Raw genomic sequence first — 25,672 nt, forward strand, 5'->3', positions numbered from 1 at the left:
CGCCTTGTGTTAGGTGGGTTGGATGCTGCTGTTGCTTCAAGATAGCCAGCAGACAGCTCTGGCGCGGTTTGTGGTTCCCGGAATTGCCTACTTGTCACCTCAATAGGGGACATGCCCGCCCGGTGGTTGGGCCTTTCGGGAGCCAGGCGTTGCCCGGGGGTCGAGCCTGTCGAGACCCGCTCGTCCCATGCTGGGAAAATATGTATGTGAGTTTATCAACAACCCTGTTTTTACTGGTCTTTCAGTTCTATAATGGGTGTATGGGCGGTTCGGTGAATTTCCCGGTCAACCGGGAGGGTTTCTCCACCACAGATGCTGTGGCGGAACTACTGAATGCCTTTACCTTTCCTTCCATCATTCCCTTGGGGTCTGACATTGCGGCCCTGGCTGATCTGCCCGAGCTGCCCACGCCCGTGCCGGCACCTGGGGTTGCCGCCGAGCAAGACGAACCCGGGCAGGGCCCTGGCTCCCGATTGCAGGGTGTCCGTGCCCTTCAGGACAGCACCACCACGGCCCTAGCCGCGGTGCACCGGCACAAGAACCAGGGCGCAGCCCTGACAGCCGTGTTGGTCGAACGCATGGTCTCCGCCGCCGAGGCCGAAGCCACCTTGTTGGGGCTGGATCCGTGGCAGCGCGAAATCAGCAAGGCCGGGGTGCGGGCCGAGATCGCCGGGTTGTTCACCATTACGGAGGGTTATGCCGGGGCGCTGATGATCGATGCGGCCACCCTGGTCCGGAACCTCCCCGCCACCCTGGCCCAACTGTCGGAGGGGGTGTTGGGGTGGGAGCATGCGGTCATCATCGCCGAGGAAACCACCCTCCTCCGCCAAGCTCACCTGCCCCAAGACACCATCGACGCCTTCGAACAAGTGTTGTTGGGTAAGGCGGAGCATGCCACGCTGCCGAGTTTCAGGGAGAAGGCCCGCCGGGCCCGGGAACGCTCCTACCCGGAAACCCTGGCACCCAAAACGAGGCGGGCGTATGAGTACCGGCGGATAGGGATCAGCCGCTCCCGGGACGGCATGTCCTGGTTCAACCTCTACGGCCCCTCACCCACCATTGAAGCAATCTGGGCCCAATGCACCGCGACCGCGCAGGCAGCCCAAGGACCCCACGAAGACCGCACCCTGACCCAGCTCCGTGCCGATATCGCCGCCGCCCTCCTCCTCTGCCAAACCCTCGAGGCCAACAACATCCACGCACCCGCGCCCGCACCCGCACCCGCCAGTGACAGCGCCACCAACACCCCGGGCGGCAGCACCGAAAACGGCACCGCCAGTGCCAGTGACCCCGTCGCTGGCGTAGGTACCGGACGGGCCTTCACGGCAGGCGCCACAGCAGGCTCCTGCACCGTGCCGCAAAGTTCCTGGTTCAGCCGAGTCGAGCAAGAACCCGACCTCTGCCAGGGCGGGGGCTTCCCCGACCCCGACACCCTCGGCCCGTACTTCTACTCCTGGCAACTCCCCACCTTCGACGACCCCGATTACGAGAATCCATACTTCAGGGAACCGGACCCTAGGAACCAGCCCGACTGGCCGGTCCCCGGCCAACCACCCACGCTCACCCCCACAACCACCAACAGCGCAGCCGCGCCCGAAACCAATTCGAAGGGGAGCAATGTGTCCGGAACCGGTTCTGAGACGTGGCCTCCGCTGCCCACCGTGACCCCAATACTGTTGGTGCCGGCGTTGTCACTGCTCGGGTTCACGGACGAGCCCGCGTGGATGTCAGGAGCAGGACCCATCAGCATTGAGGTCGCCAAATACCTCACCGCCAATGCGCCGAGTTTTTACCGGGTGTTGGTGGATCCGATATCGAACCAGCCCCTGGACGCCGCTCCGGATGTCCACCGCCTCACACAGGCCATGAAAACCAGGCTGCTGATCCGGGACGAGTACTGTGTGTTCCCGGGCTGCAACGCCAGGGCGGTGAACTGCGAAGATGACCACATCCAGGCGTTCGCCACCGGCGGGCGGACGATCCTGGAGAACCTTGAGATTTTGTGCAGCTTCCATCATCGGCTCAAACACCACGGGGACGATAGAACCCGCACCGGCGGAGTGCGCACCGACCAGTCCTTTGAACGCCAGCTCGTCCACCCCCGCGCCTGGACACCCCGCATGACCGAGAACGGGATCGAATGGACCAGCCCCGCCGGCTACCACTACCCACCCGAGCAACAAGACACCCAACCACCGGTCTACCCTGATTCACTCAAGATTCTCATCGACACCGTCCTGAAAGCACTCGAGCAGCGCCAAGACCAGGACAATGCCCAGGACAGTGACAGTGACAGTGGCGGTGAGGGAACGCTCGGAGACTGCCCCTGCGAGCAATGCCAAGGAATCTGCGACACACCCGACCCATACCAAGACCAGGACCATGACTCCGACCCCGAAGCCCACCCCGACTGGATCTTCGAAGAAGACATGGACCCCCAGGACCCCCGCTGGGACAGCTACCACTGGGACCGAGGCAACCTCCCCGAACCACCAGCCCGCAGCCAGGAAGAGGAAGAAATGCTCGGGCGTATGTCCATCGAAGAATACCTACGCCGCCACCACGGCGAGGCCGCCTGACAAGCTTTCCGCGGGACCACAGGGTTGGCACACATAGACTTCAATGAACATTTGTCCATCCGGGGGAGAACAGTGGCAATCCGCAGGCGCCGATCATGCGGCCGGCACAACAATCAGAGCAGGCACATCAAGCAAAACCGGCACGGCATCATGGCCTGGCTGGCAACCATCCAGCTGGCATTGGTGCTTGCAGTCACCGCTTGCGCCGGGCCTCCGTCAACGTCGTCGGACTACGTACCAGCAGACGCGCAAGCTGCGGCCCAGGAAGTGGCGGACCGCGCCCGGGGTGTGGACGGCATCACCGGCACAGAATTGAGAGTCTCACCGCCGAGTGAGGCCAGCCGAAACGGCATCCGGACCGCCCGCCGGGGCATCTGGGAAATCACGCTCAAGGTGCAGCTTGTCTCCGGCACCGCGGACGCCCGCCCGCTTCCAGCTGGTGGAGATCCCGGACATTGTGGACGGAACCGAGATCAAGGTCTCCGCCTGGTCCTGGCCGGACGCGGCGGCTTTTAGATAAGTTGCCCGGCCCTTGCCCACGGCCCACCACTTGGGTGCAGTATGGGGACATGGGACTCCACTTTGAACCCGGAAGCAATGGACTGCCACAAGCGGTCCCGGCGCAAAAACAGCCAGCACGTGCAAACTCAACCGAGCTGGCAGCAACCCAGGCAGGCGCTCCCTTGCCTGCCCCGCCGCATCCGTGGCAGCGGTTTGTGGTGCTGGGCGACTCCTTCTCGGAAGGCTTGGATGACCCCGAACCGCGCAGTCCCGGCGGCTACCGCGGCTGGGCGGACAGGGTCGCCGAGGAGCTCGGAGTTGGCGTCCCGGATTTCGCCTACGCCAACCTGGCAGTACGCGGCCAGGTCCTGCACCAGGTGGTCGAGTCCCAGCTGGGCCCGGCGCTCACGCTAAAGCCCGACCTGGTTTCCATTCAGGCCGTTGGCAACGACCTTCTCCACCCGGGCGCCGATCCGGACAAGCTGGCTGCCATTCTGGAACGGGCCGTGGAAACGCTGCGCTCCCAGGGCATCACGGTGATCATCTTTGCGGGGCCGGACTCCGGCCGCTCCACTGTGCTGGGCCAGTTCCGCACCAAGATCGCCATCTTCAACGAGAACATGCGCAGCATCGCAGAACACCATGACGCCCTCATTGCGGACCTGTGGGCCATGACGGAATTGCACGACCCCCGCATGTGGAGCCCGGACAGGCTCCACCCGTCGTCCCTGGGCCACCACGCCGTGGCCGGCATGGTGCTCAATGCCCTCAACGTCCCCCACACCCTTGTCCCCAATGTGCCCAAGCCGCTGCCGGACAAGGGGTGGCGGGAGGCCAGGGTGGGTGACATTCTGTGGGCCCGGGACTACCTGGTTCCCTGGGTGCTTCGGGGCATCCGCAGGGAATCGCCCAGCGGCGGCTTTGGCGCCAAGCGGCCGGTGCCGGCACCGGTTCAGCCCGAGCTGCGGGAGTCCGGGCCACGGGAGCCGGTGTCCGGGCGGATTTTCGGCAATCCGGTCCCGCCTGCTGCGCCTGAATCCGGCATGGTGCCGGGCCGCAATAGCTAGTCAATCAAAGGGCACCTTCATTTCTGGGCATCCGATGTCAGTTTTGCATCAACCCGGGGTGGCACACGGCCGGTGTGGGGGCCTGCCGGTAGGGTTTCGTTTTGTGAGCGAGAATTCAAAGCAGCAGGATCCAGAGCGCACCGCCGGACAGCCGTCCCAGCCAGACACGGTGGCCCATGCAGCGCCAGCACCGGCCGGCCCCGTGCCCGAAAGTGCCGGCGCGGCTGATGCTGCAGCCACGGCCGAGCACGCCACGTTGGGGGGAAGGCCCGGGCCCCGTCGGGCCGCCGCGCCGCTGTGGGCAACCCCGGCCAGCAAGGTCAAGCTTGACCCCGGATTCGACCCCGAGAGGGACCCCATGCGCCCCGCAGCCCGCCTGCCGCTGCTGCCCAGCGACGAGGAAATTGCCGAGTCCCTGTCTGCCACCGACGGCCAAGCGGCCGATGACGTCCATGTGGAGCCAAGCCCCACAGCCATGATCAGCATGCGCCCCCCGGCCGAGGAGGTTGCCCGTCGTCAGGCGGCCATGGAAAAGGCGGCAAACACCAAGCCCGTGCTGACCCGCGTCTTCCAGGTCCTCATCGCAGTGTTCTACCCGATCGTGATCCTGGTGCTCGCCATCCGGCTCGTGACCTCCTCGGTGTTCCTGTGGGTTGAATACCACCGCCCCGGCTTCCCCGCGGATTCCTTCGGTTTCAGCACCGAGGACCGTCTCACCTACGGCTCCTACACAGTTGACTACCTGCTGAACTTTGCCCCGCCCAGGTACCTGGGCGGCCTGGTCAACGACATTGGAAACCCGCTGTTTCTGGCTCGCGAGGTCCAGCACATGGCGGACGTGAAATCCGTGATCGTCATGGCCTTCCTGGCCGGGCTGGTGCTCGCCGTCGTCATGGTCATCGGCATGGTCTACCTGGCCCGCCGCAGCTTTGGCGGAATCCGCCGCGCCCTGTTCGCCGGCTCCATCGCCACCCTGGCCGTCATCATTGGCCTGGGCGTGTTTGCCGTGACCGGCTGGGAAGCCTTCTTCACCGAGTTCCACAAGATCTTCTTCAAGGACGGCACCTGGACGTTCTACACCGACGACACCCTCATCCGCCTGTTCCCGAGCCAGTTCTGGATAGACGCCGGAATCTTTATCGGCGCGTTCGTCCTGGTGGTCTCCTCACTGACCCTGGCCTTCACCTGGCCCACCCGGGAACGCCGCCAGGCCGTTGCCGCAGCCCAGCACCCGGGCCGCCGCGCCGCATAGATCGGCCCTTAAAGCAGTACGACGGCGGCCGCGTTGGCCGCCGTCGTACTGCTTTAAAAACGCTAGATCCAACTGGGCATCCACATGTGCTGGCGCCAGTACGTCTCGGGGATCATCTCCGCAGCCCACAGGGGGTAGAAGTAAGCGCTGAGGGCAACGGCCAGGACCAGGAAAATGCCCACGAACAAAGCTCCCTGCTGGCGGCGCCACGGGGGATCGGCCAGCTTGCCCATGACCATGCCAAGGACCAGCACAATGGCCAGGATCATGAAGGGCTCGTAGGCAATGGCGTAGAAGAAGAAAATGGTGCGTTCGGGGTAGAACAGCCACGGCACAAAGCCGGCCGCGAAGCCACACAGGATGGCACCGGCACGCCAGTCGCGCTTGGCGATCCACACGCCGATGATGAACAGGATGGCCAGTGAGCCGGCCCACCAGATAAGCGGGTTGCCCAGGCTCGTGATGGCCGCCGTGCACTTGTCCACAGCGCAGCCGCCATCGCCGTTCTCGTAGTTCTTCACGTAGTAGGACGTGGGCCGGCCCATGACAAACCACGACCACGCATTGGCCTTGTACGGGTGGTCGGAGCCCAGTCCCGTGTGGAAGTTGTACGCCGTGGAATGGTAGTGCCACAGTGAACGCAGGGAATCCGGGACCCAGCCCCAGGGGCCCGCGGGGTTTTCCGCCGCCCAGTTGCGGTCGTAGGCGTCCTTGGACAGGAACCAGCCGGTCCAGGTGGCCAGGTAGGTGGCCCCCGCAGCGGGCACCATGCTGATGAATGCCAGGATCCCGTCCTTCCAGACGGCCCCCAGCACCCAGTACTTGATGCCGGCAATGCGCCGCGCACTCATGTCCCACAGGACACTGAGCAGGCCGAACGCGGCCAGGAAGAACAGCCCGGACCACTTGGTGCCGATGCACAGGCCCAGGGCCACGCCGGCGGCCAGGCGCCACCAGCGGATGCCGAGCCACGGCCCGTACAGCAGTTCCTTGGCCGGGACCCTGCCGTCCGGGCCGGTGAGGGCCGACAACTTCGCGGCCAGCCGGCGTCGTCCGTCATCACGGTCCATCAGCACCGCACCAAAGGCGAGCAGGGCAAAGAACATGACAAAGATGTCCAGCAGGGAGGTGCGGGACTGGACAATGGCGTGCCCGTCGACGGCGAACAGCAGGCCGGCGGCGACGCCCAGGATGGTGGAGCGGAACATCTTCTGGGCAATGAGCGCCAGGATGAAGACCGAGAGCGTGCCCACGAGGGCCGCCGTGAAGCGCCAGCCAAAGGTGGAGTCCGAGCCGAACAGCCACATGCCGAAGGCAATCATCCACTTGCCCACTGGCGGGTGGACCACGTATTCGGCGGTGGATTCAAGGCTCGTGAAGATGCCCTGGTTGAAGAGGTCGTTGGCCTTCTCGGCCCAGTTGCGTTCGTAGCCGCTCTGCAGGTAGCTGTAGGCGTCCTTGACGTAGTACGTCTCGTCGAACACGAGCGACGGCGGCTGGCCCAGGCGGACGAACCGCAGCAGCCCGCCCACCACTGCCGTCAGGGCCGGGCCCAGCCAGAACCACAGACGCAGGCTGGCCGGGGTGGTGGAAAACGAGAAGCGGTTCCCCAGGAGCCGGGCCGTCAGCGCCGCACGGGTGAATGCCTCCGCGGGGTCGCGCACCCACCGCAGGGGCGCCGGTCGGGAGGGTTCCGGCGTGCCGGTTCTCCCGCCGTCGGGCACGGGCGGAGTGTCTGTTTCCGGGGCCGCCGGGGCGGTGTCCATGGGGTGGGGTTGCACGCTGTCCATGCTACCCAAGTGGGCCCCCGATGCCGCGGCCCACTACGCTGGTGTCATGGAAGATGACTTTGGCCAGGACGCTGCAACACAAGACGATGCCACGGAAGCGGCCGAAGGACCCCTCGACTCGAGCCTCGCGCCGGCACGCACGCCCGGAGAGGGCTGCATAGTCCTCGCCGCAACCCCCATTGGAAACATGGGCGACGCCACCGCGCGCCTGATCACCTGGCTGGAAACCGCTGACATTGTGGCCGCCGAGGACACCCGCCGCCTGCACCGCCTGGTCACGAGCCTTGGCATCAAGGTGGGCGGGCAGATCATCAGCTACCACGAGCACAACGAGGCCGTGAAGACCGCCGAGCTGCTCACCCAGGTGCAGGCGGGAAAGACCCTCGTCATGGTGACCGACGCCGGCATGCCGTCAGTCTCGGACCCCGGCTTCCGCCTGGTGTCCGGCGCCGTGGAAGCGGGCGTGCGCGTGACCGCCGCCCCCGGGCCCTCCGCCGTGCTGACGGCACTGGCCCTGTCCGGGCTACCCACGGACCGCTTCACCTTTGAGGGCTTCCTGCCGCGCAAGTCGGGGGAGCGCTCCGCCAGGCTGCACGACCTTGCCCTGGAAAAGCGCACCATGGTGTTCTTTGAGGCCCCGCACCGGCTCGAGGCCATGCTGCGCGCCCTGCACACAGCGTTCGGCCCGGCCCGGCAGGCTGCCGTCTGCCGCGAACTGACCAAGACGTATGAGGAAGTGGTGCGCAAGCCGCTCTCCGGGCTGCTGGAATGGGCCGAGGAAACCCAGATCCGCGGCGAGATCGCCATTGTGGTGGGCGGCGCGCCCGACTCCGACCCCGGCACGCCCGAGGACCACGTGGCCGCCGTCAAGGAGCTCATGGAGCAGGGCATGCGGATGAAGGAAGCCGTGGCCGTGGTGGCCCACGACCTCCACCTCAGCAAGCGCGAGCTGTACAGCGCGGTGCTCGCGGCCCGGTAGGCGTTCGACGGCGCCAGCCGCTGCCGCCGGTTGTGCAGCTGCACAGCGAAACACGCGGCGGCAGTGCGCACATGCCTAGACACCCTTGTTTGCCGGGAACTACCGTTCTTCTATTAGCAAGATTCGCCGCCGCACCGCCAGCTGGCCGCGCCAATCCCCGGCGCTCAGGGCCAGCCATGGCAGCGGCACAAGACAAAGGAGTCGCCATGACCGCGAGCCCAGCCACCGAACTCAACGAAGCCGTTGTCACGCTGCTGGCCAGTGTCCCCACCGGGCTGTTGATCGACGGCCAATGGCGCCCCTCCGCCTCGGGGAAGACCTTCGAGGTGGAGGACCCCTCCACCGGTGAGGTGCTGCTCAGCGTAGCCGACGCCGGTGCCGCCGACGGTGCCGCCGCCCTCGACGCTGCCGTTGCCGCGCAGGAAGAATGGGCCGCCACCTCGCCGCGCTTCCGCGCCGAGATCCTGCGCCGCGCCTTTGACATGGTCATTGCCCGCGCCGACGACTTTGCCCTCCTGATGACCCTGGAAATGGGCAAGCCGCTGGCCGAGGCCCGCGGCGAGGTCACCTACGGTGCCGAATTCCTGCGCTGGTTCTCCGAGGAAGCCTCACGCTCCTTCGGCCGCTACTCCTCAAACCCCGAGGGCACGGCCCAGATCCTGGTCCAGAAGAAGCCCGTGGGCCCGTGCCTGCTCATCACCCCGTGGAACTTCCCGCTGGCCATGGCCACGCGCAAGATCGCCCCGGCCATCGCCGCCGGCTGCACCATGGTGCTCAAGCCCGCCAACCTGACCCCGCTGACCAGCCACCTCTTTGCCCAGGTCCTGATCGAGGCCGGCCTGCCGGCGGGCGTGCTCAACGTTGTCTCCACCACCGACGCCGGGGGAGTCACGGGGCCGCTGATCCAGGACAACCGCCTGCGCAAGCTCTCCTTCACCGGCTCAACCCCCGTGGGCAAGCGCCTGCTGGCCGACGCCTCCGCCAACGTGCTGCGCACCTCCATGGAACTCGGCGGCAACGCCCCCTTCCTGGTCTTCGAGGACGCCGACCTTGACGCCGCGGTCGACGGCGCCATGGCCGCCAAGCTGCGCAACATGGGCGAGGCCTGCACGGCCGCCAACCGCTTCCTGGTGCACGAATCCGTTGCGGATGAATTCGCCACCAAGTTCGCCGCCAAGATGGCTGCCATGACCCTGGGCCGCGGCACCGAGCCGGAGACCAAGGTTGGCCCGCTCATCGACGCCAAGAGCCGCGACAAGGTCCACTCCCTGGTCAGCGACGCCCTGGCCGACGGCGCCCGCGCCGTCACCGGCGGCGCCCCGGCTGACGGCCCCGGCTACTTCTACCAGCCCACAGTGCTGGCGGGCGTCGAGCCCGGTGCCCGCATCCTGACCGAGGAAATCTTCGGCCCCGTGGCCCCCATTGTCACGTTCAAGAACGAGGACGAGGCTGTGGCCCTGGCCAACGACACCGAGTACGGCCTGGTGGCATACGTCTTCACCAAGGACCACAACCGCGGCCTGCGCATGGCCAACCGCATCGAGACCGGCATGATGGGCCTGAACGCCGGCGTCATCTCCAACGCCGCCGCGCCGTTTGGCGGCGTCAAGCAGTCCGGCCTGGGCCGCGAGGGCAGCCTGGAGGGCATCGAGGAATACCAGTACACGCAGTACATCGGCTTCCCGAACCCCAACAACGCCTAACAGCCAAACAACACGAAACCCCCGGGACCACTGGTCCCGGGGGTTTCCTGCATCCAGCTCAGCGTGTGAAGAACGACGCCGGCACCAGGGTTGCGCGCAGCCGCTGCCACGGCGTGGCCCGGGTCCGCAGGCGGGCGTGCACGGTTTCCACGGCGTCCGCGAGGTCGTCGCGGCCGGTGCCGGCGGCCGCATTGCTGTACACGGCCTCCTCATAGGCGCCGCGCACCAGCGCCAGCCCGGGCGGTGCGCCCGTGCCGAGCATGGCGGCGATCCGTTCGGCGTGGAGCGCCGGGGTCAGTGACGGCTCCGCAATGTAGCCGTAGTCAATGGCCGTGGCGAGCAACTCCCTCCAGGCCAGCACTCCGGGCACCCGCCCAGGGTCCGGTGCAGCGCCGGCCACAGCCCCGGTGCCGCGGCGCACCAGGGCCAGGCGCCGGCGTCGTCCGGCCGAGCGCACCAGGGCCGGCGCACCCAGCAGCAGCAGGACCAGCAGGCCCAGGCCCGCGCGCAGCAGCCATTCGCCGCCGGTGGGGGGAGCCGCGGCCCCGTCGTCGGCCGCGCCCGTGGTGGTGGGCGCGGCACTCGTGGCAGTTTCCGGTGCCGTGGTCCGGTTGGGCAAGGGGATGTTGCCCGGGTCCGTGCCGGAGTCGGACTCCTCCTGCGCATAGGCGGGGACGGAGCCGCGGGAGGGCGTGGGCTCGAAGGGGACCCAGCCCAGCCCCTCAAAGTACAGCTCGGGCCAGGCGTGCGCGTCGCGTCCGGCGGCCTGGTAGCCGAACAGGGTCACGCCGTCGCGCTGCACCACCTCCAGGTTGGCGGCACCGGGCGCGTAGCCCACAGCGATGCGGGACGGGATGCCCAGCTCTCGCGCCATGACGGCCATGGCGGCGGAGAAGTGCACGCAGTAGCCGCTCTTGACCTTCAGGAACTCGGCAAGGACCTGCATGCCCGAGCCGTCGTAGCCCTCTGCCGCGGGGGTGTCCAGGCTGTAGCTGAACGCGTCCGAGCGCAGGTACTCCTGCAGCGCCATGGCCTTCTTGTACGGCGTGGCCGCCTTCCCGGCCACCTCCTGGGCGGTGGTGCGCACCAGCTGCGGGACGTCGTTGGGCAGGGTGGAAAAGACGGGATTCAGCGTGGCCCGCGGCGGCAGGGTTGCGGCCTCCAGCAGCGCCGGGGTCAGCACGGGCATTTCGCTGCGCACAGTGTATTCCTGTCCCTCAGTGGAGGCCCCCTGGCCCAGGATGGTCTGGGTGGACGGGTTCCACAGCCACCTCCCGTTCACGTCGCGCACCTGCGTGGGGGAGAGCGGCGCGGGCAGCCACTCGCTGTCCAGGCTGCGCGCCGTGACCTGTGTGATCGTTTCGGTGCGGGGCACGGCGGCGTTGGCATCGGCGGCGGGCTTGAGCGCGTCCAGCGAGGAACTGAGCCCGCCGGGCAGCGGGGTGGGCTGCCACGACTTGCCCGTGAAATCCTCCAGCGTGCTCAGGCGCAGGTACTGGGCCGTGTTGGTGTTGGACAAATACGTCAGGTTGATCCGGCTCGACTGCGTGCGCAGGTCCGAGCCCAGCGCGATCATGGGATCGAGCCTGGTGGGGCCGTTGCTGCCGTTCAGCCGCGACCCCTGGGGGAAGCTGCCCTGCGTGAAGCCGGGCACGGCCGCCGGGACAATCGCCATGAGGAGCACGACGGCGGCACCCAGGGCCGCGCCCCGGGCGAGCGTGCCGCTGGGGGCGGCATTCCCGCCGTTGCGCAGCCTCCCCTCGGGGGCGTACCAGCGGCAGCAGCCCAGCAGGAGCAGGTACCCGGCGGCGGCGCCCACGAAACCCGCGGTGCCAATGCCCTTGTCCGTCATGAGCGCCGCCGGGAGCATGATGAGCACAATGCCCAGGGCCCCGGCGGCCGGCATGGCCACGGTGACGGCCACGGTGTCGATCAGGAGCGCGGCAAAGCCCAGCCCTGCGGCCGCCAGGAAAATCATGGGCAGCACCGTGGGGGCCGGGGCCACGCTGCCCATGACCACGGCGGAGGCTTCGGCGGAGAGGTCCAGCGCGGCGCGCACGGTGCGGGTGGTGGGGATGAAGCCAAGGATGGCCGTGCCGGGAAAGAACATGAGGGTCAGGCCGAGGAGCCAGCCAGCCAGGGCGCCCAGGGGTGCGAACGGGCCCAGCCCGGGACGGCGCCGCAGCAGGGCCGGGATGAACAGGGTCACGGCAACCACAATGGATGCCCGCGGGAACCAGCCTGAGTTCGCCAGCACCCCGCCCAGGCTGAGCGAGGCGCCCATGACGGCACCGAACACGGCCACGGCCAGGACCCAGCGGGCCGGGCCCGTGCTGGGTTCGCCCAGGGCCCGGGTCAGTGACCGGCCGCCGCTCACCGGACCACCCCCGCGGTGCGGGTGCGACCCAGTTCCGCCCAGGCATCCTCGAGCGGGGTCTTCGGGGTCAGCGCCGCAGCCTGCCACCCGGCCTGGCGCAGGATCTCCAGCGCCGCCGCGGCCTCGGCGGGCTCGTAGCAGACAAGGATGGCGTAGGCGCTTTGCGTCGATTCGGCAATGCCTGCCAGCTGCCGGGCCTCGGCGGCACTGAGCATCCCGGCCACGGCCACGAGCGGCCCGCGCCGCCTGCCGTGGTGCAGCTTCTCCGCAAGCGATTCGCCGAAGGCGGAAGGGCGTGGGGAGCCCGGCGGCGGGGTGCCCGCCCCCGGCGTGGCCTCCGCGGGGGTGGGCACATCGGCGGCACCCGGCCCGCCGGCGTCGTCAGTGGCATCCGCAAGCTCCAGCGCGGCCAGGGCCGCAGCCACCTCAAACACGCCCTGCGGGCCGCTGAAATCCTCCACTGCGGGGTCCAGCGCCGAGGGGGAGGAGGCGAAGCCCGGCCGGCCCCGGTGGTCCAGCACCCGGACGGCGTAGCCGCGCTCCAGCAGGTGCGTGGCGATGGAAACCGCCGCAACCACGGCCTTTTCAAACGCGGCAGTGGTCCGCATGGGCTGGGCAGCGGGCGTGCCCTGTGAATGGCCGGCGGGGAAGGGCGTGTGGAAGGCAAAGCGCGACGCCTCGCCAAACGCGAGCCGGCGCTGGTCCAGGACCAGGGCGGCCTCGGGCGCGGTCACCGATTCCTCGGCGCGCACCATGAGCTTGCCCTGCCGTGCCGTGACAGGCCAGTGGACGCGGCGCAGCGGGTCCCCGGGGCGGTACTCGCGCGTCATGGCGTCGTCGTGGCTCGCGTGGGCCAGTTCGGCGGTGCTGCGTGTGCCGTCCTGGCCGCGGCCGTCCGACAACGGGATGGCGGGCAGCTCCACGGCGGCCGGGGCCACCGTCAGCTGGTCACCGCCGTCCAGGGCACGGCGCAGGAACGCCACATCAAAAGGGTCGGCAAACAAGCCGCGCAGCGGGCCCACCTGGACAACGCCGCGCTGGGTGGGCAGCGCCCGGTACTGGTAGCGGCTCAGCAGGCCGTGCGGCACCGCGGGGTGCGGGTGGCTGAAATGCGGATTGTCGTGGAAGCTGGGCGGCAGCTCCTCCGTCAGGGCCGTGCGCGTGCCAGCCGGGCCGTGCCCGCGCACTTCCAGGACCACCGACACGGGTTCGCCCACGCGCGCCAGCCGCGGCGAGACCAGGCGGCGGACAGTGAAGCCGGACTTGAAGCCGTACAGGCCGGCGCAGGCCGCCGCCGGCAGGGCCGCGCAAAACACCGCCAGCACCAGCAGATCCCGGCGGCCCAGGGACCAGGCCAGAAGAAGGGCAAGCGCGGCTGTACCCAGTAGCACCCAGCCGCGGGGGCGGAAGGGCCGCAGGAATTGCATCGCGGGCCCCTAGGTGTTCCGGGCGCCCTTCACGGCGCGCCCGTCCGGCGGGCCCGGGACCGCCACCGTGGCCAGCAATTCCCCAATCACTGAGGCAGGCGTTGCCCCGGCGCTCGCAGCCCCGCGCTCCACGAGCAGGCGGTGGGCCAGCACGGGGACGGCCAGGGTGCGGATGTCATCGGGCAGCACAAACGCGCGGCCGGCCAGGGCGGCGGCGGCCTTCGCGGCACGCAGCAGCTGCAACAGGGCACGGGGGCTGGCCCCGAGCCGCAGCTCCGGGCTGGTGCGAGTGGCCTGTCCCAGCGCCACCGTGTAGGCGCGGACCGCAGGTGCCACGTGAACGGCGGCAACCGTGGCCACCATGGCCGCGACGTCGGCCGTGGTGGCCACGGCCTCCACGGCGTCCAGCGGGTTGGCCGACTGGTGGGTTTCCAGCATGGCCAGCTCGGCCTCGGTGTCGGGGTAGCCCAGGGAGATGCGCGCCATGAAGCGGTCCCGCTGCGCCTCGGGCAGTGGATAGGTGCCCTCCATCTCAATGGGGTTCTGGGTGGCAATCACCATGAACGGCTCCTGCAGGTGGTACGTGGTGCCGTCCACGCTGACCTGGTGCTCGGCCATGGACTCCAGCAGGGCCGACTGGGTTTTCGCCGAGGCCCGGTTGATCTCGTCGCCTATGACAATGTTGGCGAAAATGGCGCCGGGGCGGAACTCAAAGGCACGCGAGGACTGGTTGAAGATGGAGACGCCCGTGATGTCGCTGGGCAGCAGGTCCGGGGTGAACTGGATGCGGTTGACGGTGCAGTCCACCGTGCGGGCCAGCGACTTCGCCAGCAGCGTCTTGCCCACGCCCGGCACATCCTCCAGCAGCAGGTGCCCGCCGGCCAGCAGCACTGTCAGCGCCAGGCGAACGGCCTCCTCCTTGCCGTCAATCACAGTGTTCATGACGGCCATGATCCGCCCGCTCAGCCCGGCGAAGGTCTCGGCATCCATGGGCTGTCCCCCCTCCGGGCCATCCTGGCCTTCCGCGCCGGAAAGCGGCACGCCGTTGCTGCTCGTGCGCGGCCGGACCGCCGGTGCAGGCGGCCCCGAGGCGGCCTCGGTCCCTGACAGCAAGGTCTCCTGAGGGTGCATGCGCCACCTTTCCGTATTTCCCCAATATGGTGCCGGGCGCATGGCGCACCGGCTGCTGTGACCTACGCTACTATCTTGGGCGGGCAAATGCCCGTCCCCGGCCGGGAAAAGTCCCACCGGGCGGCGGTAAACTGGGGAACCATGTGCACCGACGCTGTCCCGTTCCCCTACCGCCCCGATTCCGTCGCCACCAACGACGCCGCCGCCCAGCGGGGTGCCTACGCCGCGGCCCCGGAGCCGCTGCCCGTGCCGGTGTACGACAACCACACGCATTTTGACTTTGGCGACACCCCCGTGGAGCTGGGCGCGGCCCTCGATGCGGCAGCAGCCGTGGGCGTGGCCGGGGCGGTCCAGGTGGGCTGCGACCTGCCCTCCTCCCGCTTCACGCTCGAAGCTGTCGACGCCGATCCGCGCCTCCTGGGCGCCGTTGCCATCCACCCCAACGACGCCCCCGAGCTGGCCGCGGCCGGCGAACTTGAGGACGCCCTGGCCGAGATTGACGCCATGGCCGCCCACCCCCGGATCCGTGCCATCGGCGAAACCGGGCTGGACTATTTCCGCACGGGCCCGGACGGCATGGCCGCCCAGCACCACTCCTTCCGCGCCCACCTGGACATTGCCAAGGCCCGGGACCTGTCGCTGCAGATCCACTGCCGCGACGCCCACCCCGACGTGCTGGACATCCTGGCTGAGGTGGGGGCGCCCGGGCGCCTCGTGTTCCACTGCTTCTCGGGCGACGCCGAACTGGCCCGCATCTGCAATGAAAAGGGCTGGTACATGTCCTTCTCAGGCACCGTGACGTTCAAGAATGCGCACAATTTGCGCGAGGCGCTGGCCGTGGCCGATCCCGCCCTGGTCCTGGTCGAGACGGACGCCCCGTTCCTGACCCCGCACCCGTTCCGGGGCCGCCCCAACGCCAGTTACATGCTGCCGTACACGGTGCGCGCCATGGCGGAATTGACGGGCCGCGACGTGGCTGCCATGGGCCAGGTTCTGAACCGGAACACGGAAGCCGTCTACGGTACCTGGTCCTGATCCGGCTGTACCTTTGGTCACCAATTTGTGATGAAACCTTGTCCAAAAGGTCACGATCAGGTTACGCTGGGGAACTATTAGCCGTGGTCGGGGAAGGCCAACGGATTACTGGCTGCCGGGCCCACCGTTCAAAGGGGCCCGGCGGCAACCGTTCGCAGGAACAAGCCCTTGGTGGTGCCCGCCGCAATATTTTGCGGCCGGAAACGCTTGGGGGTTTGCTCTTTGCTTCCCCGTGCCCGGGTGCTCTAGTAGTTACGGGAACCCGTGTTTTCAACTTTCACCTCCAAGGGCAAGCTGAGCTATTTGACGCTCGCCTGCCAGGCCGCCGTCCTGCTGGCACTCGTCGCAGGCCTTGTGGCATTCGCCACCGCCAACAAGTCCCTCACCCTCGTGGTTGACGGAAACTCCACCTCAGTCTCCGCCTATGGCGGATCAGTGGCCGATGTCCTCAAGGGAGCAGACGTATCCGTCACCCCGGCCGACCACATCACCCCGGCACTTGACATCCCCGTGGCAGACGGCGGAACCATCACCGTCAACAAGGCTAAGAACATCACAGTGAGCCTGGACGGGGCGGAACAGACCGTCACCACCACCTCCACCCGCATCAGCGGCTTGATCAGCCAATTGGGCATCGCCGCAAACGCCAAGATTTCAGCCCCTGCCGACGCACTCCTTGCGGCCAGCGGCAGCATCAGCATCATCACTCCCAAGACGGTCACCCTCGTGGCCGACGGCAAGAAGACTGTCACCACCACCACGGCCCGCAACGTCGCGGACCTGCTGGACGAGTCGTCACTGACCCTCGCCGCCACCGACCTGGTCTCCGCCCCCAAGACGGCCACCGTGGTTGAAAACATGGTCCTGAAGGTCACCCGCGTCAACACGGCCGGAACCGCAGACCAAACCGTCGCCGTGCCTTTCGAGACCGTGCAGAGCGTTGACGCGAACTTGTTCAAGGACGAGAAGAAGACCGTCCAGGCAGGTGTTGCCGGCAGCGTGAAGAAGACCTTCCGCACCGTCTCCGTCGACGGCGTCGTGGTCAGCCGCACCGAGACCGGGTCCACCCAGACCCTGGCACCCGTTGCGGAAAAGATCTCCGTGGGCAGCAAGGAACGGCCCGCCGAGAAGCCGGCCGCCGCTGCCGCCGGTTCCAACACCGGTGCCGCCGCCCCTGCCATGTCGAATGAGGCCATGTGGGACGCAATCGCCCAGTGCGAGTCAACCGGCAACTGGTCCATCAACACGGGCAACGGCTACTACGGCGGCCTGCAGTTCGACATCCCCTCATGGCTGGCCAACGGCGGCGGTGCCTACGCACCCAACGCGAGCCTGGCCACCAAGGCACAGCAGATTGCCGTGGCGAACACGTACTACGCCAAGGCCGGCCTGGGCCCCTGGGGCTGCGCCCACGTGGTTCAGTAACCACGGTTCCAGCCTGGCCAGCGACACGGACCGCGGGATAGCGGATACCATTGTTGCGTGAGCAGCCCAGAACCGAGCCCCGCCACCCAGCCGCTGCTGGGGGCCACCGAAATCCGCCGACTTGCGGAGGAGATCGGTGTCCGCCCCACCAAGACGCTGGGCCAGAACTTCGTCATTGACGGCAACACCATCCGCCGGATCGTGGCTGCCGCCAACGTCGACCCCGGGGAAACCGTCCTGGAGGTGGGCCCCGGACTGGGCTCGCTGACCCTGGGCCTGCTCGATGCCGCAAAGCATGTGGTGGCCGTGGAGATCGACCCCGTCCTGGCCGCCAAGCTGCCCGAAACCATCGCAGCCTTCCGGCCGGAGCTGACCGGCAACATCGACGTGGTGCTCTCCGACGCCATGCGCGTGCTGGAACTGCCCGCCGAGCCCACCGCGCTGGTGGCCAACCTGCCGTACAACGTGGCCGTGCCCGTGGTGTTGCACCTGCTGGAACATTTCCCCTCGCTGCAGCACGGCCTGGTCATGGTCCAGGACGAGGTCGCGGACCGCATGGTGGCCGGCCCCGGCTCCAAGACCTACGGCGTGCCCTCCGTCAAGGGCGCCTGGTACTCCGAAATGCGCAAGGCCGGCGTCATCGGCATGAACGTGTTCTGGCCGGCACCGAAGATCTCCTCGGGCCTGGTGGCCTTCACACGGCGCGAACCCCCCGTGACCCGGGCAACGCGCGAACAGGTGTTTGCCGTGATCGACGCCGCCTTTGCCCAGCGCCGCAAGACCCTCCGGGCAGCCCTGGCCGGCTGGGCCGGGGGAGCGGCCGATGCCGAAATTTACCTGCGCAAGGCCGGCGTTGACCCCAGCGCCCGCGGCGAGACCATTGACGTGGCAGCCTACGCCCGCATCGCCGAAGCCAAGCTCCCGTTCACGGCCTGAGATGACATCCATGGAGACGGCGGGATCCACGCCGGGCGGTCTGGACGCAAGCGATCCCCTGTGGCAGGCCGCCCCGCGCCGCGTGAAGGTCCGCGCGCCCGGGAAGATCAACGCCTTCTTCAAGGTGGGGCCGCTGCGCGAGGACGGCTACCACGCCGTGGCCAGCACCTACCTGGCCGTGTCCCGGTATGAGGAAGTGGCTGCCACCGCGCGCCCCGGCACGCCGCCCAGTGACATCACGGTGTCCATCGGGGCCGGCAGTTCCCTGGACCCCGAACAACTTGCCGGCATCCCGCTGGACGGGAGCAACCTGGCCGTCCGGGCGGCCCTGCTCGTGGCCGACATTGCCGAGAACCCCACCGGCGTGCACCTGGAGATCACCAAGCACGTGCCCATTGCCGGCGGCATGGGCGGCGGCTCGGCTGACGCCGCCGCGGCCCTCGTGGCGTGCGACGCCCTCTGGCACACTGGCCTGTCCCGCGAGGAGCTGTCACATCTCGGCGCGGAACTCGGCGCGGACGTGCCGTTCGCGCTGCTGGGGGGTGCCGCCGTCGGGCTTGGCGTGGGGGACCAGCTGACCGCGGCCCTGGCGCCCACCCCGCTGCACTGGGTCCTGGTCCCCGCGGACTATGGCCTGTCCACGCCCGTTGTCTATGGGGCGCTGGATGCGCTGCGTGCCGCCGCCGGAACCGTCGCGGACGAGCCCGGACAGGTGGAGGCCGGCGTGCTGGCCGCCCTGCGGGCCGGCGACGCCCGGGCCCTGGCGCCGTGGCTGCACAACGACCTCCAGGCCGCAGCCGTGTCACTCGCACCGTCGCTGGCGGACGTGCTGGCCGAAGGTGATGGGCTTGGGGCGCTGGCGTCATTGGTGTCGGGTTCCGGCCCCACGCTGGCCTTCCTGGCCGCCGATGCGGACCATGCGCAGGAACTGGCCGATGCACTGTCCGGCCGCGGCCACCGCGCCTGGGCCGTGGAGGGCCCCGTGCACGGCGCCCACATCGTGCCTTAAATTTTTTTGCATTCAACAGTTCTAGGAAAGTGGTACCACGTGGCTCATCTGCTGGGCGGGGAAAATCTAAGCATTTCCTTCGCCACCCGAACCGTGCTCGACGGCGTCAGCGTCGGTCTTGAGGAAGGCGACCGCATTGGCATTGTGGGGCGCAACGGCGACGGCAAGTCCACGCTCATGCGCCTGTTGTCAGGGCGTCAGACCGCCGATTCCGGCCGTGTGACCGTGCGCGGCGGCGTGCACGTGGGCTACCTGGACCAGTCGGACGTGCTGGACGGCGACCACACAGTGGGCTTCGCCATTGTGGGTGAGGCGGCCGACCACGAGTGGGCCTCCAACCCCAAGATCCGCGAAATCATGGGCGCCCTGGTGGGCGAGGTGGACTGGCACGCCAACATCCACTCGCTCTCCGGCGGGCAGAAGCGCCGCGTGGCCCTGGCCAAGCTGCTCATTGGCGATGACGACGTCATCATGCTAGACGAGCCCACCAACCACCTGGACGTGGAAGGCGTGGCCTGGCTGGCCCGGCACCTGAAGGCGCGCTGGCGTGCCAATGAGGGCGCCTTCGTGGTTGTCACCCACGACCGCTGGTTCCTGGATGAGGTGTGCACGCGCACCTGGGAAGTCCACGACGGCATCATTGACCCGTTCGACGGCGGCTACGCGGCCTATGTGCTGGCCCGCGCCGAGCGCGACCGCATGAACTCCGTCATTGAGTCCAAGCGCGTCCAGCTGGTCAAGAAGGAACTGGCCTGGCTGCGCCGCGGCGCCCCGGCCCGCACGGCCAAGCCCAAGTTCCGCATCGAGGCCGCCAACGCGATCATCGCCGACGTCCCCGAGCCCCGGGACACCGTGGCACTGTCCAAGATGGCCACGGCCCGCCTGGGCAAGGACGTCATCGACCTTGAAAACGTGTCCCTGAACTATGGCGAGAAGGAGATGTTCAAGAACATCACCCTGCGCCTGGCCCCGGGCGAGCGCCTCGGCCTTGTTGGCGTCAACGGCGCAGGAAAGACCACCCTGCTGCGCCTGCTCAACGGCGAGGTTCAGCCCACCTCCGGCAAGGTCAAGACAGGCACCACCGTCAAGACAGCAGTGCTGACGCAGGAGGTCCGCGAGCTGGATGACGTCCTGGACATGCGCGTCATTGAGGTCATCGAGCGCGAGAAGCGTTCCTTCGACGTGGGTGGCAAGGACATGACCGCCGGGCAGCTCGTGGAGCAACTTGGCTTCACCAAGGACAAGCAGTGGACCCAGGTCAAGGACCTCTCCGGCGGTGAGCGCCGCCGCTTGCAGCTGCTGCGCCTGCTGGTGGGGGAGCCCAACGTGCTCATGCTCGATGAGCCCACCAATGACTTGGACACCGACACCCTGGCCGCCGTGGAGGACGTCCTGGATGGCTGGCCCGGCACGCTGGTTGTGGTCTCGCACGACCGCTACCTGCTGGAGCGCGTCACCGACCACCAGATGGCGTTGCTGGGCGATGGCAAGCTCCGCGGCCTGCCGGGCGGCGTGGACCAGTACCTGGAACTGCGGGAGAACGCCGGCCTGGCGCCCAACAGCTCGGCTGCAGCACCGGCTGCTGTCCAGTCCGGCCCCACCGAAGCTGAAAAGCGTGATGCCCGCAAGGTCCTGAACCGCCTGGAGCGCCAGCTGTCCAAGAACTCCGCGGCCGACGCCAAGGTGCATGCCCAGATGGCCGAGAACGTGGGCAACTACGACGTCCTGGGTGAGCTGCAAACCAAGCTGGCCAAGCTTGCCGACGAGCGCCAGGGCATGGAGCTTGAGTGGCTCGAGGCCTCCGAGATCCTCGAGTAGCCTGCCGGTTCCCCGAGCCACGTTCTGAGCTGCGTACGACTCGCAGCGGGTTTGGCGCATGACACTGTTATGCGCCAAACCCGCTTCCAGCTCCGCGCAGATCAGAACCGACCATGGCCCTTCAGCCAACAATTCCTCCACAGCCGCCCCTGCCACCTGCATAGTCCCCAAAAACGACGCCGGTGCTGCCGCAACACGGGCTTTTGGCCAACCATGGTGCCATGAGCATTCGGGCCAGCATCTCGCAGCAAACGATCCAAGAGGCTGTCGCCGCCCTGGGCGGAATTGCCCGAAACAAGGATTTGTTGGCTCGCGGATATTCCACAAGGCAGGTCAGTGAAGCCGTTGCCGAAGGGGTGATCCATCGGATTGCCCGCGGGTACTACGCGCTTGCTGAAGCCTCGGAAACTGAAGTATTCCTCGCAGCCCACCAGGCGCGGCGCACCTGTCTGAGCAAGGCCGCCGATTTGGGGCTGTGGGTCTTGGAGGAGCCGAAACAGCTGCATGTTGCCGCCGCGCACGGACGCCCGATTCCCGGGTGCGTGGTCCATCGTGTCAAGGGTGGCCAGAAACTTATGGACATTCTGCGCCAGTGCGTGCGTTGCGGCACTGAATTGGAAGCCCTCGCCGTCCTGGAGTCCGCGGTGGTAACAAACAAGTGCTCCATCAACTACCTGCGCACCTCATTCAGTGGACGGCAAGACCAGGCAGGCCGGGCCATTGTTGAGCTGATTGACCCACAGGCCATGTCGCTTCCGGAAACGTGTGGCCGCTACCACCTGCGCAAGGCCGGTTACAACGTGCAGGGACAGGCCTATGTCAGAAATGCCGGGCACATCGACCTCTTGGTGGACGGAGTCCTGGGCGTCGAAATTGACGGCCAGGAGTTCCACAACAATTCCAAGGCCTGGCGCGAAGACTTGCGCCGGGACACCATGTACGTGGTCCAGGGGATGTGGCGGCTCAGGGTTCCCGCAGCCATTGCAATGTACCAACCCGACATCCTGTTGCGCTGGGTGGAACAGGCCCTGGCCAGGATCCGCTCAACCCAGCGGCCCCAGATGCAATGAACCCCACCGCGGCTTCGCCCTTGTGACCTTGGCCACCACGCCGCGGAAATATGCCCGCCCGCCCCGCGCCCCAAATGGCGCAAGGGGCCGCCGCCATGGCACACTATATTCTCGTGGGTTGCCGGTGTGAGCGGGCGGCGCATGGTCCGCCCTGGTGTAACGGCAGCACCCCAGCCTTTGGAGCTGTGGAGTATAGGTTCGAATCCTATGGGCGGAACCGGTTTTGCAGACGAAGGGTCCATGCTGGCACAGGCGGTACCATGGAACTGATCCCCATTGCGTACGTAAGAAAATCGGACTGCGGTCCGGGCAGGAGTGCCACTTAGTGAGCCCCCAAGACATCCCCACCGACACCCCGGCAGCAGTCATCGTCCTGGCGGCAGGTGCAGGCACCCGGATGAAGTCGCGGACCCCCAAGATTCTCCACACCATCGGCGGCATCTCCATGGTGGGCCACGCCCTCGCCGCCGCCAAGGGGCTCAACCCTGAGCGGCTGGCCGTGGTGGTCCGCCACGAGCGCGACCTCGTCGCCGCACACATCACCGCGCTCGATGAAGCCGCGCACATTGTGGACCAGGACGAAATCCCCGGCACCGGCCGCGCCGTGCAGCAGGCCCTCGAGGCCCTGGACGCCGCAGCCCCCGTGGCCGGCACAGTGGTTGTCACCTATGGCGACGTCCCCCTCCTCACGGCGGAACTCCTCGCCGAGCTCACCGCGACGCACCAGGCCGACGGCAACGCCGTGACCGTGCTGACCGCAGTCCTGGACGACGCCGCCGGCTATGGCCGCATCCTGCGCCATGAAGATGGCACCGTGCTGGGCATCCGCGAGCACAAGGACGCCACGGACGAGGAACGCGAAATTCGCGAGATCAACTCCGGCATCTACGCCTTCGACGCCGCCGTTCTCCGCGAGGCACTCAAGGCTGTCACCACCGACAACAACCAGGGCGAGATGTACCTGACAGATGTCCTGTTCCTGGCCAGGAACGACGGCGGCCGCGTCGCCGCAGTCTCCACGACCGACCGCTGGCAGGTTGAAGGCGCCAACGACCGCGTGCAGCTCGCCGCCCTGGGCGCCGAGCACAACCGCCGCATCGTCGAGGGCTGGATGCGCGCCGGCGTGAGCATCATCGATCCCGCCACCACCTGGATCGACTCCACGGTGCAGCTGGCCGAGGACGTCACCATCCTGCCCGGCACCCAGCTGCACGGCAAGACCACAGTGGCGCGCGACGCCGTCGTCGGTCCCGATTCCACGCTCACCGACGTGCAAATTGCCGAAGGCGCCGAAGTGACCCGCACCCACGGCTCCGGCGCCATCATCGGCGAGGGCGCACATGTTGGCCCCTTCACCTACCTGCGCCCCGGCACAGTGCTGGGTGCCGACGGCAAGATCGGCGCGTTCTACGAAACGAAGAACGTCACCATTGGCCGCGGCTCCAAGCTCAGCCACCTGGGCTACGCCGGCGACGCCGAGATCGGCGAGGACACCAACATCGGCTGCGGCAACATCACGGCCAACTTCGACGGCGTGAACAAGCACCGCACGGTGATCGGCTCGGGCGTGCGCACCGGCTCCAACACCGTGTTCGTGGCCCCCGTGACTGTTGGCGACGGCGCCTTCACGGGAGCCGGGGCCATTGTGCGCAAGGACGTTCCCGCGGGTGCCCTGACCCTGACGGTGGCCCCGCAGCGCAACGCCGAGGGCTGGACCGCGGCCCACCGGCCCGGCAGCATCTCCGCGCAAGCGGCCGAAAATGCCGGCAACTAAGACTTCTCACCCACCCCACCACCGCGAGAAAGAACATCATGAGCGAACTTAGCCGTAACGTCGACAGGAAATTGGTGTTGGCATCCGGCCGCGCCCACCCCGAGCTGGCCGAGGAAGTGGCGAAGTGCCTGGACACGGAACTGCTGCCCATGTCCGCGTACGACTTCGCCAACGGCGAGATCTACGTCCGCTCCGGTGAGAGCGTGCGCGGCAAGGAAGTGTTCATCATCCAGGCCCACCCGGCCCCGCTGAACAACTGGCTCATGGAACAGCTCATCATGGTTGACTCCATGAAGCGCGCCTCCGCCAGCGCCATCACGGTGGTTGCCCCGTTCTACCCGTACTCCCGCCAGGACAAGAAGGGCCGTGGCCGCGAGCCCATCTCCGCCCGCCTGGTTGCCGACCTGTACAAGACGGCCGGCGCCGACCGCATCATGAGCGTTGACCTGCACACCGCACAGATCCAGGGCTTCTTCGACGGCCCCGTGGACCACCTGTTCGCCATCCCGCTGCTGGCGGACCACATCCGCAGCATCGTCGGCGAGGACGAGGTCACTGTCGTTTCGCCCGACACCGGCCGCGTCCGCGTTGCCGAGCAGTGGGCCGAGCGCCTGGGCGGTGCGCCCCTGGCGTTCGTGCATAAGTCGCGCGATTTGACCGTGCCGAACCAGGCCGTTTCCAAGACTGTTGTGGGACAGGTCGAGGGACGCACCTGCGTGCTCATTGACGACATGATCGACACCGGTGGAACCATTGCCGGCGCAGTCCGCGTCCTGAAGGACGCCGGCGCCAAGGACGTCATCATCGCCGCCACGCACGCCGTGTTCTCGGACCCGGCCGCCGAGCGCCTGGCCAACTGCGGCGCCCGCGAGGTTGTTGTGACCAACACGCTGCCCATCCCGGCAGAGAAGCGCTTCGAGACCCTCACGGTCCTCTCGATTGCACCCCTGCTGGCCCGTGCCATCAAGGAAGTCTTCGAGGACGGCTCCGTCACCTCGCTCTTCGACGGCGACGCGTAAGCAGTAAACGGCACAAGCACGACGGCGGGACCCGGTTCATGTGGACCGGGTCCCGCCGTCGTTCTGCTAAACTTATGCAGTAAACCTTGGCGAGGGACACCATGTGTCCGTGATCGACTGGGTCTTCTACGCTCCTTGCATTTGTGCAGTGGTTTGTGTTGACCTGTTTAGTCCACGCCCACCCCACACTATGAAGGAGCTTTTTTCATGACTGAATTGAACCTGACCGGCGAAGCCCGCAACGAATTCGGCAAGGGCGCTGCCCGCCGCATCCGCCGCGCCAAGCAGATCCCCGCGGTCATCTACGGCCACGGCGTTGCCCCCCTGCACATCGTCCTGCCGGAGCGCGAAACCGTTCGCGCCATCCGCGGCGCCAACGCACTGCTGACCGTCACGGTCGATGGCGTTGAGCACCTCGCCCTGGTGAAGGATGTCCAGAAGGACCCCGTACTGCAGATCGTCGAGCACATCGACCTGCTGACCGTCCAGAAGGGCGAGAAGGTTGACGTTGACGTTCCCGTCGTCATCGTTGGCGAGCCGGCTGCCTCGGTTGTTGTCAACCAGGAGACCATGACCATCAGCCTCTCCGCAGATGCAACCAACGTGCCGGTTCACGTTGAGGTTGACATTGCAGGCCGCACCGCAGGCGCGCACATCCACGCCTCGGACCTGGTCCTGCCGGCCAACTCCGAGCTGGTCACCGAAGGCACCGCGCTGATCGTGCACTTCGCTGAGCCCGCTGTTGCAGCCGAAGCTGAAGCAGCTGCCGAGTAATTTCGA

18 protein-coding genes and 1 tRNA gene are annotated in these 25,672 nt (G+C 67.6%); 15 read left to right on the top strand and 4 right to left on the bottom strand.

Features of this window, described 5'->3' with window-relative positions; genetic code table 11:
• The first annotated feature begins 260 nt into the window (after window positions 1–260).
• The 3 genes from PCK14_RS09435 to PCK14_RS09445 all read left to right on the top strand — a co-directional run bounded on the left by PCK14_RS09435 (window position 261) and on the right by PCK14_RS09445 (window position 5,399).
• Window positions 261–2,579 carry an HNH endonuclease signature motif containing protein gene (locus PCK14_RS09435; protein ID WP_269938220.1) on the top strand — a complete coding sequence of 773 codons (2,319 nt, stop codon included), beginning with the start codon at window positions 261–263 and terminating at the stop codon, window positions 2,577–2,579.
• A 683-nt stretch (window positions 2,580–3,262) separates the two neighbouring features.
• The gene (locus tag PCK14_RS09440; RefSeq protein WP_269938221.1) at window positions 3,263–4,147 is read left to right on the top strand and encodes an SGNH/GDSL hydrolase family protein; all 885 of its coding nucleotides are present in this window, start codon (window positions 3,263–3,265) and stop codon (window positions 4,145–4,147) included.
• Between the two features lie 103 nt (window positions 4,148–4,250).
• Window positions 4,251–5,399: a TIGR01906 family membrane protein gene (locus tag PCK14_RS09445; RefSeq protein WP_269938222.1), complete on the top strand. Its 1,149-nt coding sequence runs from the start codon at window positions 4,251–4,253 to the stop codon at window positions 5,397–5,399.
• A 62-nt stretch (window positions 5,400–5,461) separates the two neighbouring features.
• On the opposite strand, the gene PCK14_RS09450 is transcribed toward PCK14_RS09445, so the two are convergent.
• Window positions 5,462–7,189 carry a dolichyl-phosphate-mannose--protein mannosyltransferase gene (locus tag PCK14_RS09450; RefSeq protein ID WP_442864692.1) on the bottom strand — a complete coding sequence of 576 codons (1,728 nt, stop codon included), beginning with the start codon at window positions 7,187–7,189 and terminating at the stop codon, window positions 5,462–5,464.
• Window positions 7,190–7,235: 46 nt separating this feature from the next.
• Between PCK14_RS09450 and rsmI the strand changes: the two genes are divergently transcribed.
• Together rsmI and PCK14_RS09460 are read left to right on the top strand one after the other, a co-directional pair.
• Window positions 7,236–8,168 (top strand): 16S rRNA (cytidine(1402)-2'-O)-methyltransferase, encoded by a 933-nt coding sequence (rsmI, locus tag PCK14_RS09455; protein WP_269938223.1) that lies wholly within the window; start codon window positions 7,236–7,238, stop codon window positions 8,166–8,168.
• Window positions 8,169–8,374: 206 nt separating this feature from the next.
• Complete coding sequence (locus tag PCK14_RS09460; protein WP_269938224.1) at window positions 8,375–9,871, top strand: NAD-dependent succinate-semialdehyde dehydrogenase; 1,497 nt, start codon at window positions 8,375–8,377, stop codon at window positions 9,869–9,871.
• 58 nt (window positions 9,872–9,929) lie between these two features.
• Here the strand turns inward: PCK14_RS09460 and PCK14_RS09465 are convergent, their stop codons facing one another.
• Genes PCK14_RS09465 through PCK14_RS09475 form a run of 3 tightly spaced genes read right to left on the bottom strand, consistent with a single transcriptional unit; the run spans window position 9,930 to window position 14,806 of the window.
• Complete coding sequence (locus tag PCK14_RS09465) at window positions 9,930–12,248, bottom strand: transglutaminase family protein (RefSeq protein ID WP_269938225.1); 2,319 nt, start codon at window positions 12,246–12,248, stop codon at window positions 9,930–9,932.
• Entirely contained in the window at window positions 12,245–13,675 is a 1,431-nt protein-coding gene (locus PCK14_RS09470) for a DUF58 domain-containing protein (RefSeq protein ID WP_269938226.1), read from the bottom strand. Before PCK14_RS09470 ends, PCK14_RS09465 begins: the two co-directional genes overlap by 4 nt.
• A gap of 9 nt (window positions 13,676–13,684) precedes the next feature.
• Entirely contained in the window at window positions 13,685–14,806 is a 1,122-nt protein-coding gene (locus tag PCK14_RS09475) for an AAA family ATPase (RefSeq protein ID WP_269938227.1), read from the bottom strand.
• 141 nt (window positions 14,807–14,947) lie between these two features.
• Here PCK14_RS09475 and PCK14_RS09480 point away from each other — a divergent pair, with 141 nt between their 5' ends.
• The 10 genes from PCK14_RS09480 (at window position 14,948) to PCK14_RS09525 (ending at window position 25,666) form a co-directional block, all read left to right on the top strand.
• Entirely contained in the window at window positions 14,948–15,841 is an 894-nt protein-coding gene (locus tag PCK14_RS09480; protein ID WP_269938228.1) for a TatD family hydrolase, read from the top strand.
• Window positions 15,842–16,105: 264 nt separating this feature from the next.
• Window positions 16,106–17,266 carry a resuscitation-promoting factor gene (locus tag PCK14_RS09485; RefSeq protein ID WP_269938229.1) on the top strand — a complete coding sequence of 387 codons (1,161 nt, stop codon included), beginning with the start codon at window positions 16,106–16,108 and terminating at the stop codon, window positions 17,264–17,266.
• A gap of 57 nt (window positions 17,267–17,323) precedes the next feature.
• Window positions 17,324–18,202 (top strand): 16S rRNA (adenine(1518)-N(6)/adenine(1519)-N(6))-dimethyltransferase RsmA, encoded by an 879-nt coding sequence (gene rsmA, locus PCK14_RS09490; RefSeq protein ID WP_269938230.1) that lies wholly within the window; start codon window positions 17,324–17,326, stop codon window positions 18,200–18,202.
• 10 nt (window positions 18,203–18,212) lie between these two features.
• Window positions 18,213–19,211: a 4-(cytidine 5'-diphospho)-2-C-methyl-D-erythritol kinase gene (locus PCK14_RS09495; RefSeq protein ID WP_269938322.1), complete on the top strand. Its 999-nt coding sequence runs from the start codon at window positions 18,213–18,215 to the stop codon at window positions 19,209–19,211.
• Between the two features lie 39 nt (window positions 19,212–19,250).
• Window positions 19,251–21,029, top strand: a complete 1,779-nt coding sequence (locus PCK14_RS09500) for an ABC-F family ATP-binding cassette domain-containing protein (protein ID WP_269938231.1) — start codon at window positions 19,251–19,253, stop codon at window positions 21,027–21,029.
• A gap of 221 nt (window positions 21,030–21,250) precedes the next feature.
• Complete coding sequence (locus tag PCK14_RS09505; RefSeq protein WP_269938232.1) at window positions 21,251–22,099, top strand: type IV toxin-antitoxin system AbiEi family antitoxin domain-containing protein; 849 nt, start codon at window positions 21,251–21,253, stop codon at window positions 22,097–22,099.
• Between the two features lie 145 nt (window positions 22,100–22,244).
• Window positions 22,245–22,316 (top strand) — tRNA-Gln (locus PCK14_RS09510).
• A gap of 108 nt (window positions 22,317–22,424) precedes the next feature.
• Complete coding sequence (glmU, locus tag PCK14_RS09515) at window positions 22,425–23,873, top strand: bifunctional UDP-N-acetylglucosamine diphosphorylase/glucosamine-1-phosphate N-acetyltransferase GlmU (protein ID WP_269938233.1); 1,449 nt, start codon at window positions 22,425–22,427, stop codon at window positions 23,871–23,873.
• Between the two features lie 38 nt (window positions 23,874–23,911).
• Window positions 23,912–24,892, top strand: coding sequence for a ribose-phosphate diphosphokinase (locus PCK14_RS09520; RefSeq protein WP_269938234.1), 981 nt, complete (start codon window positions 23,912–23,914; stop codon window positions 24,890–24,892).
• 207 nt (window positions 24,893–25,099) lie between these two features.
• On the top strand, window positions 25,100–25,666 hold the full coding sequence (locus PCK14_RS09525) for a 50S ribosomal protein L25/general stress protein Ctc (RefSeq protein ID WP_269938235.1): 567 nt from the start codon (window positions 25,100–25,102) through the stop codon (window positions 25,664–25,666).
• Window positions 25,667–25,672 lie beyond the last annotated feature (6 nt).

The sequence above is a fragment of the Arthrobacter sp. HY1533 genome, from assembly GCF_027568515.1.
Classification (GTDB): Bacteria; Actinomycetota; Actinomycetes; order Actinomycetales; family Micrococcaceae; genus Specibacter.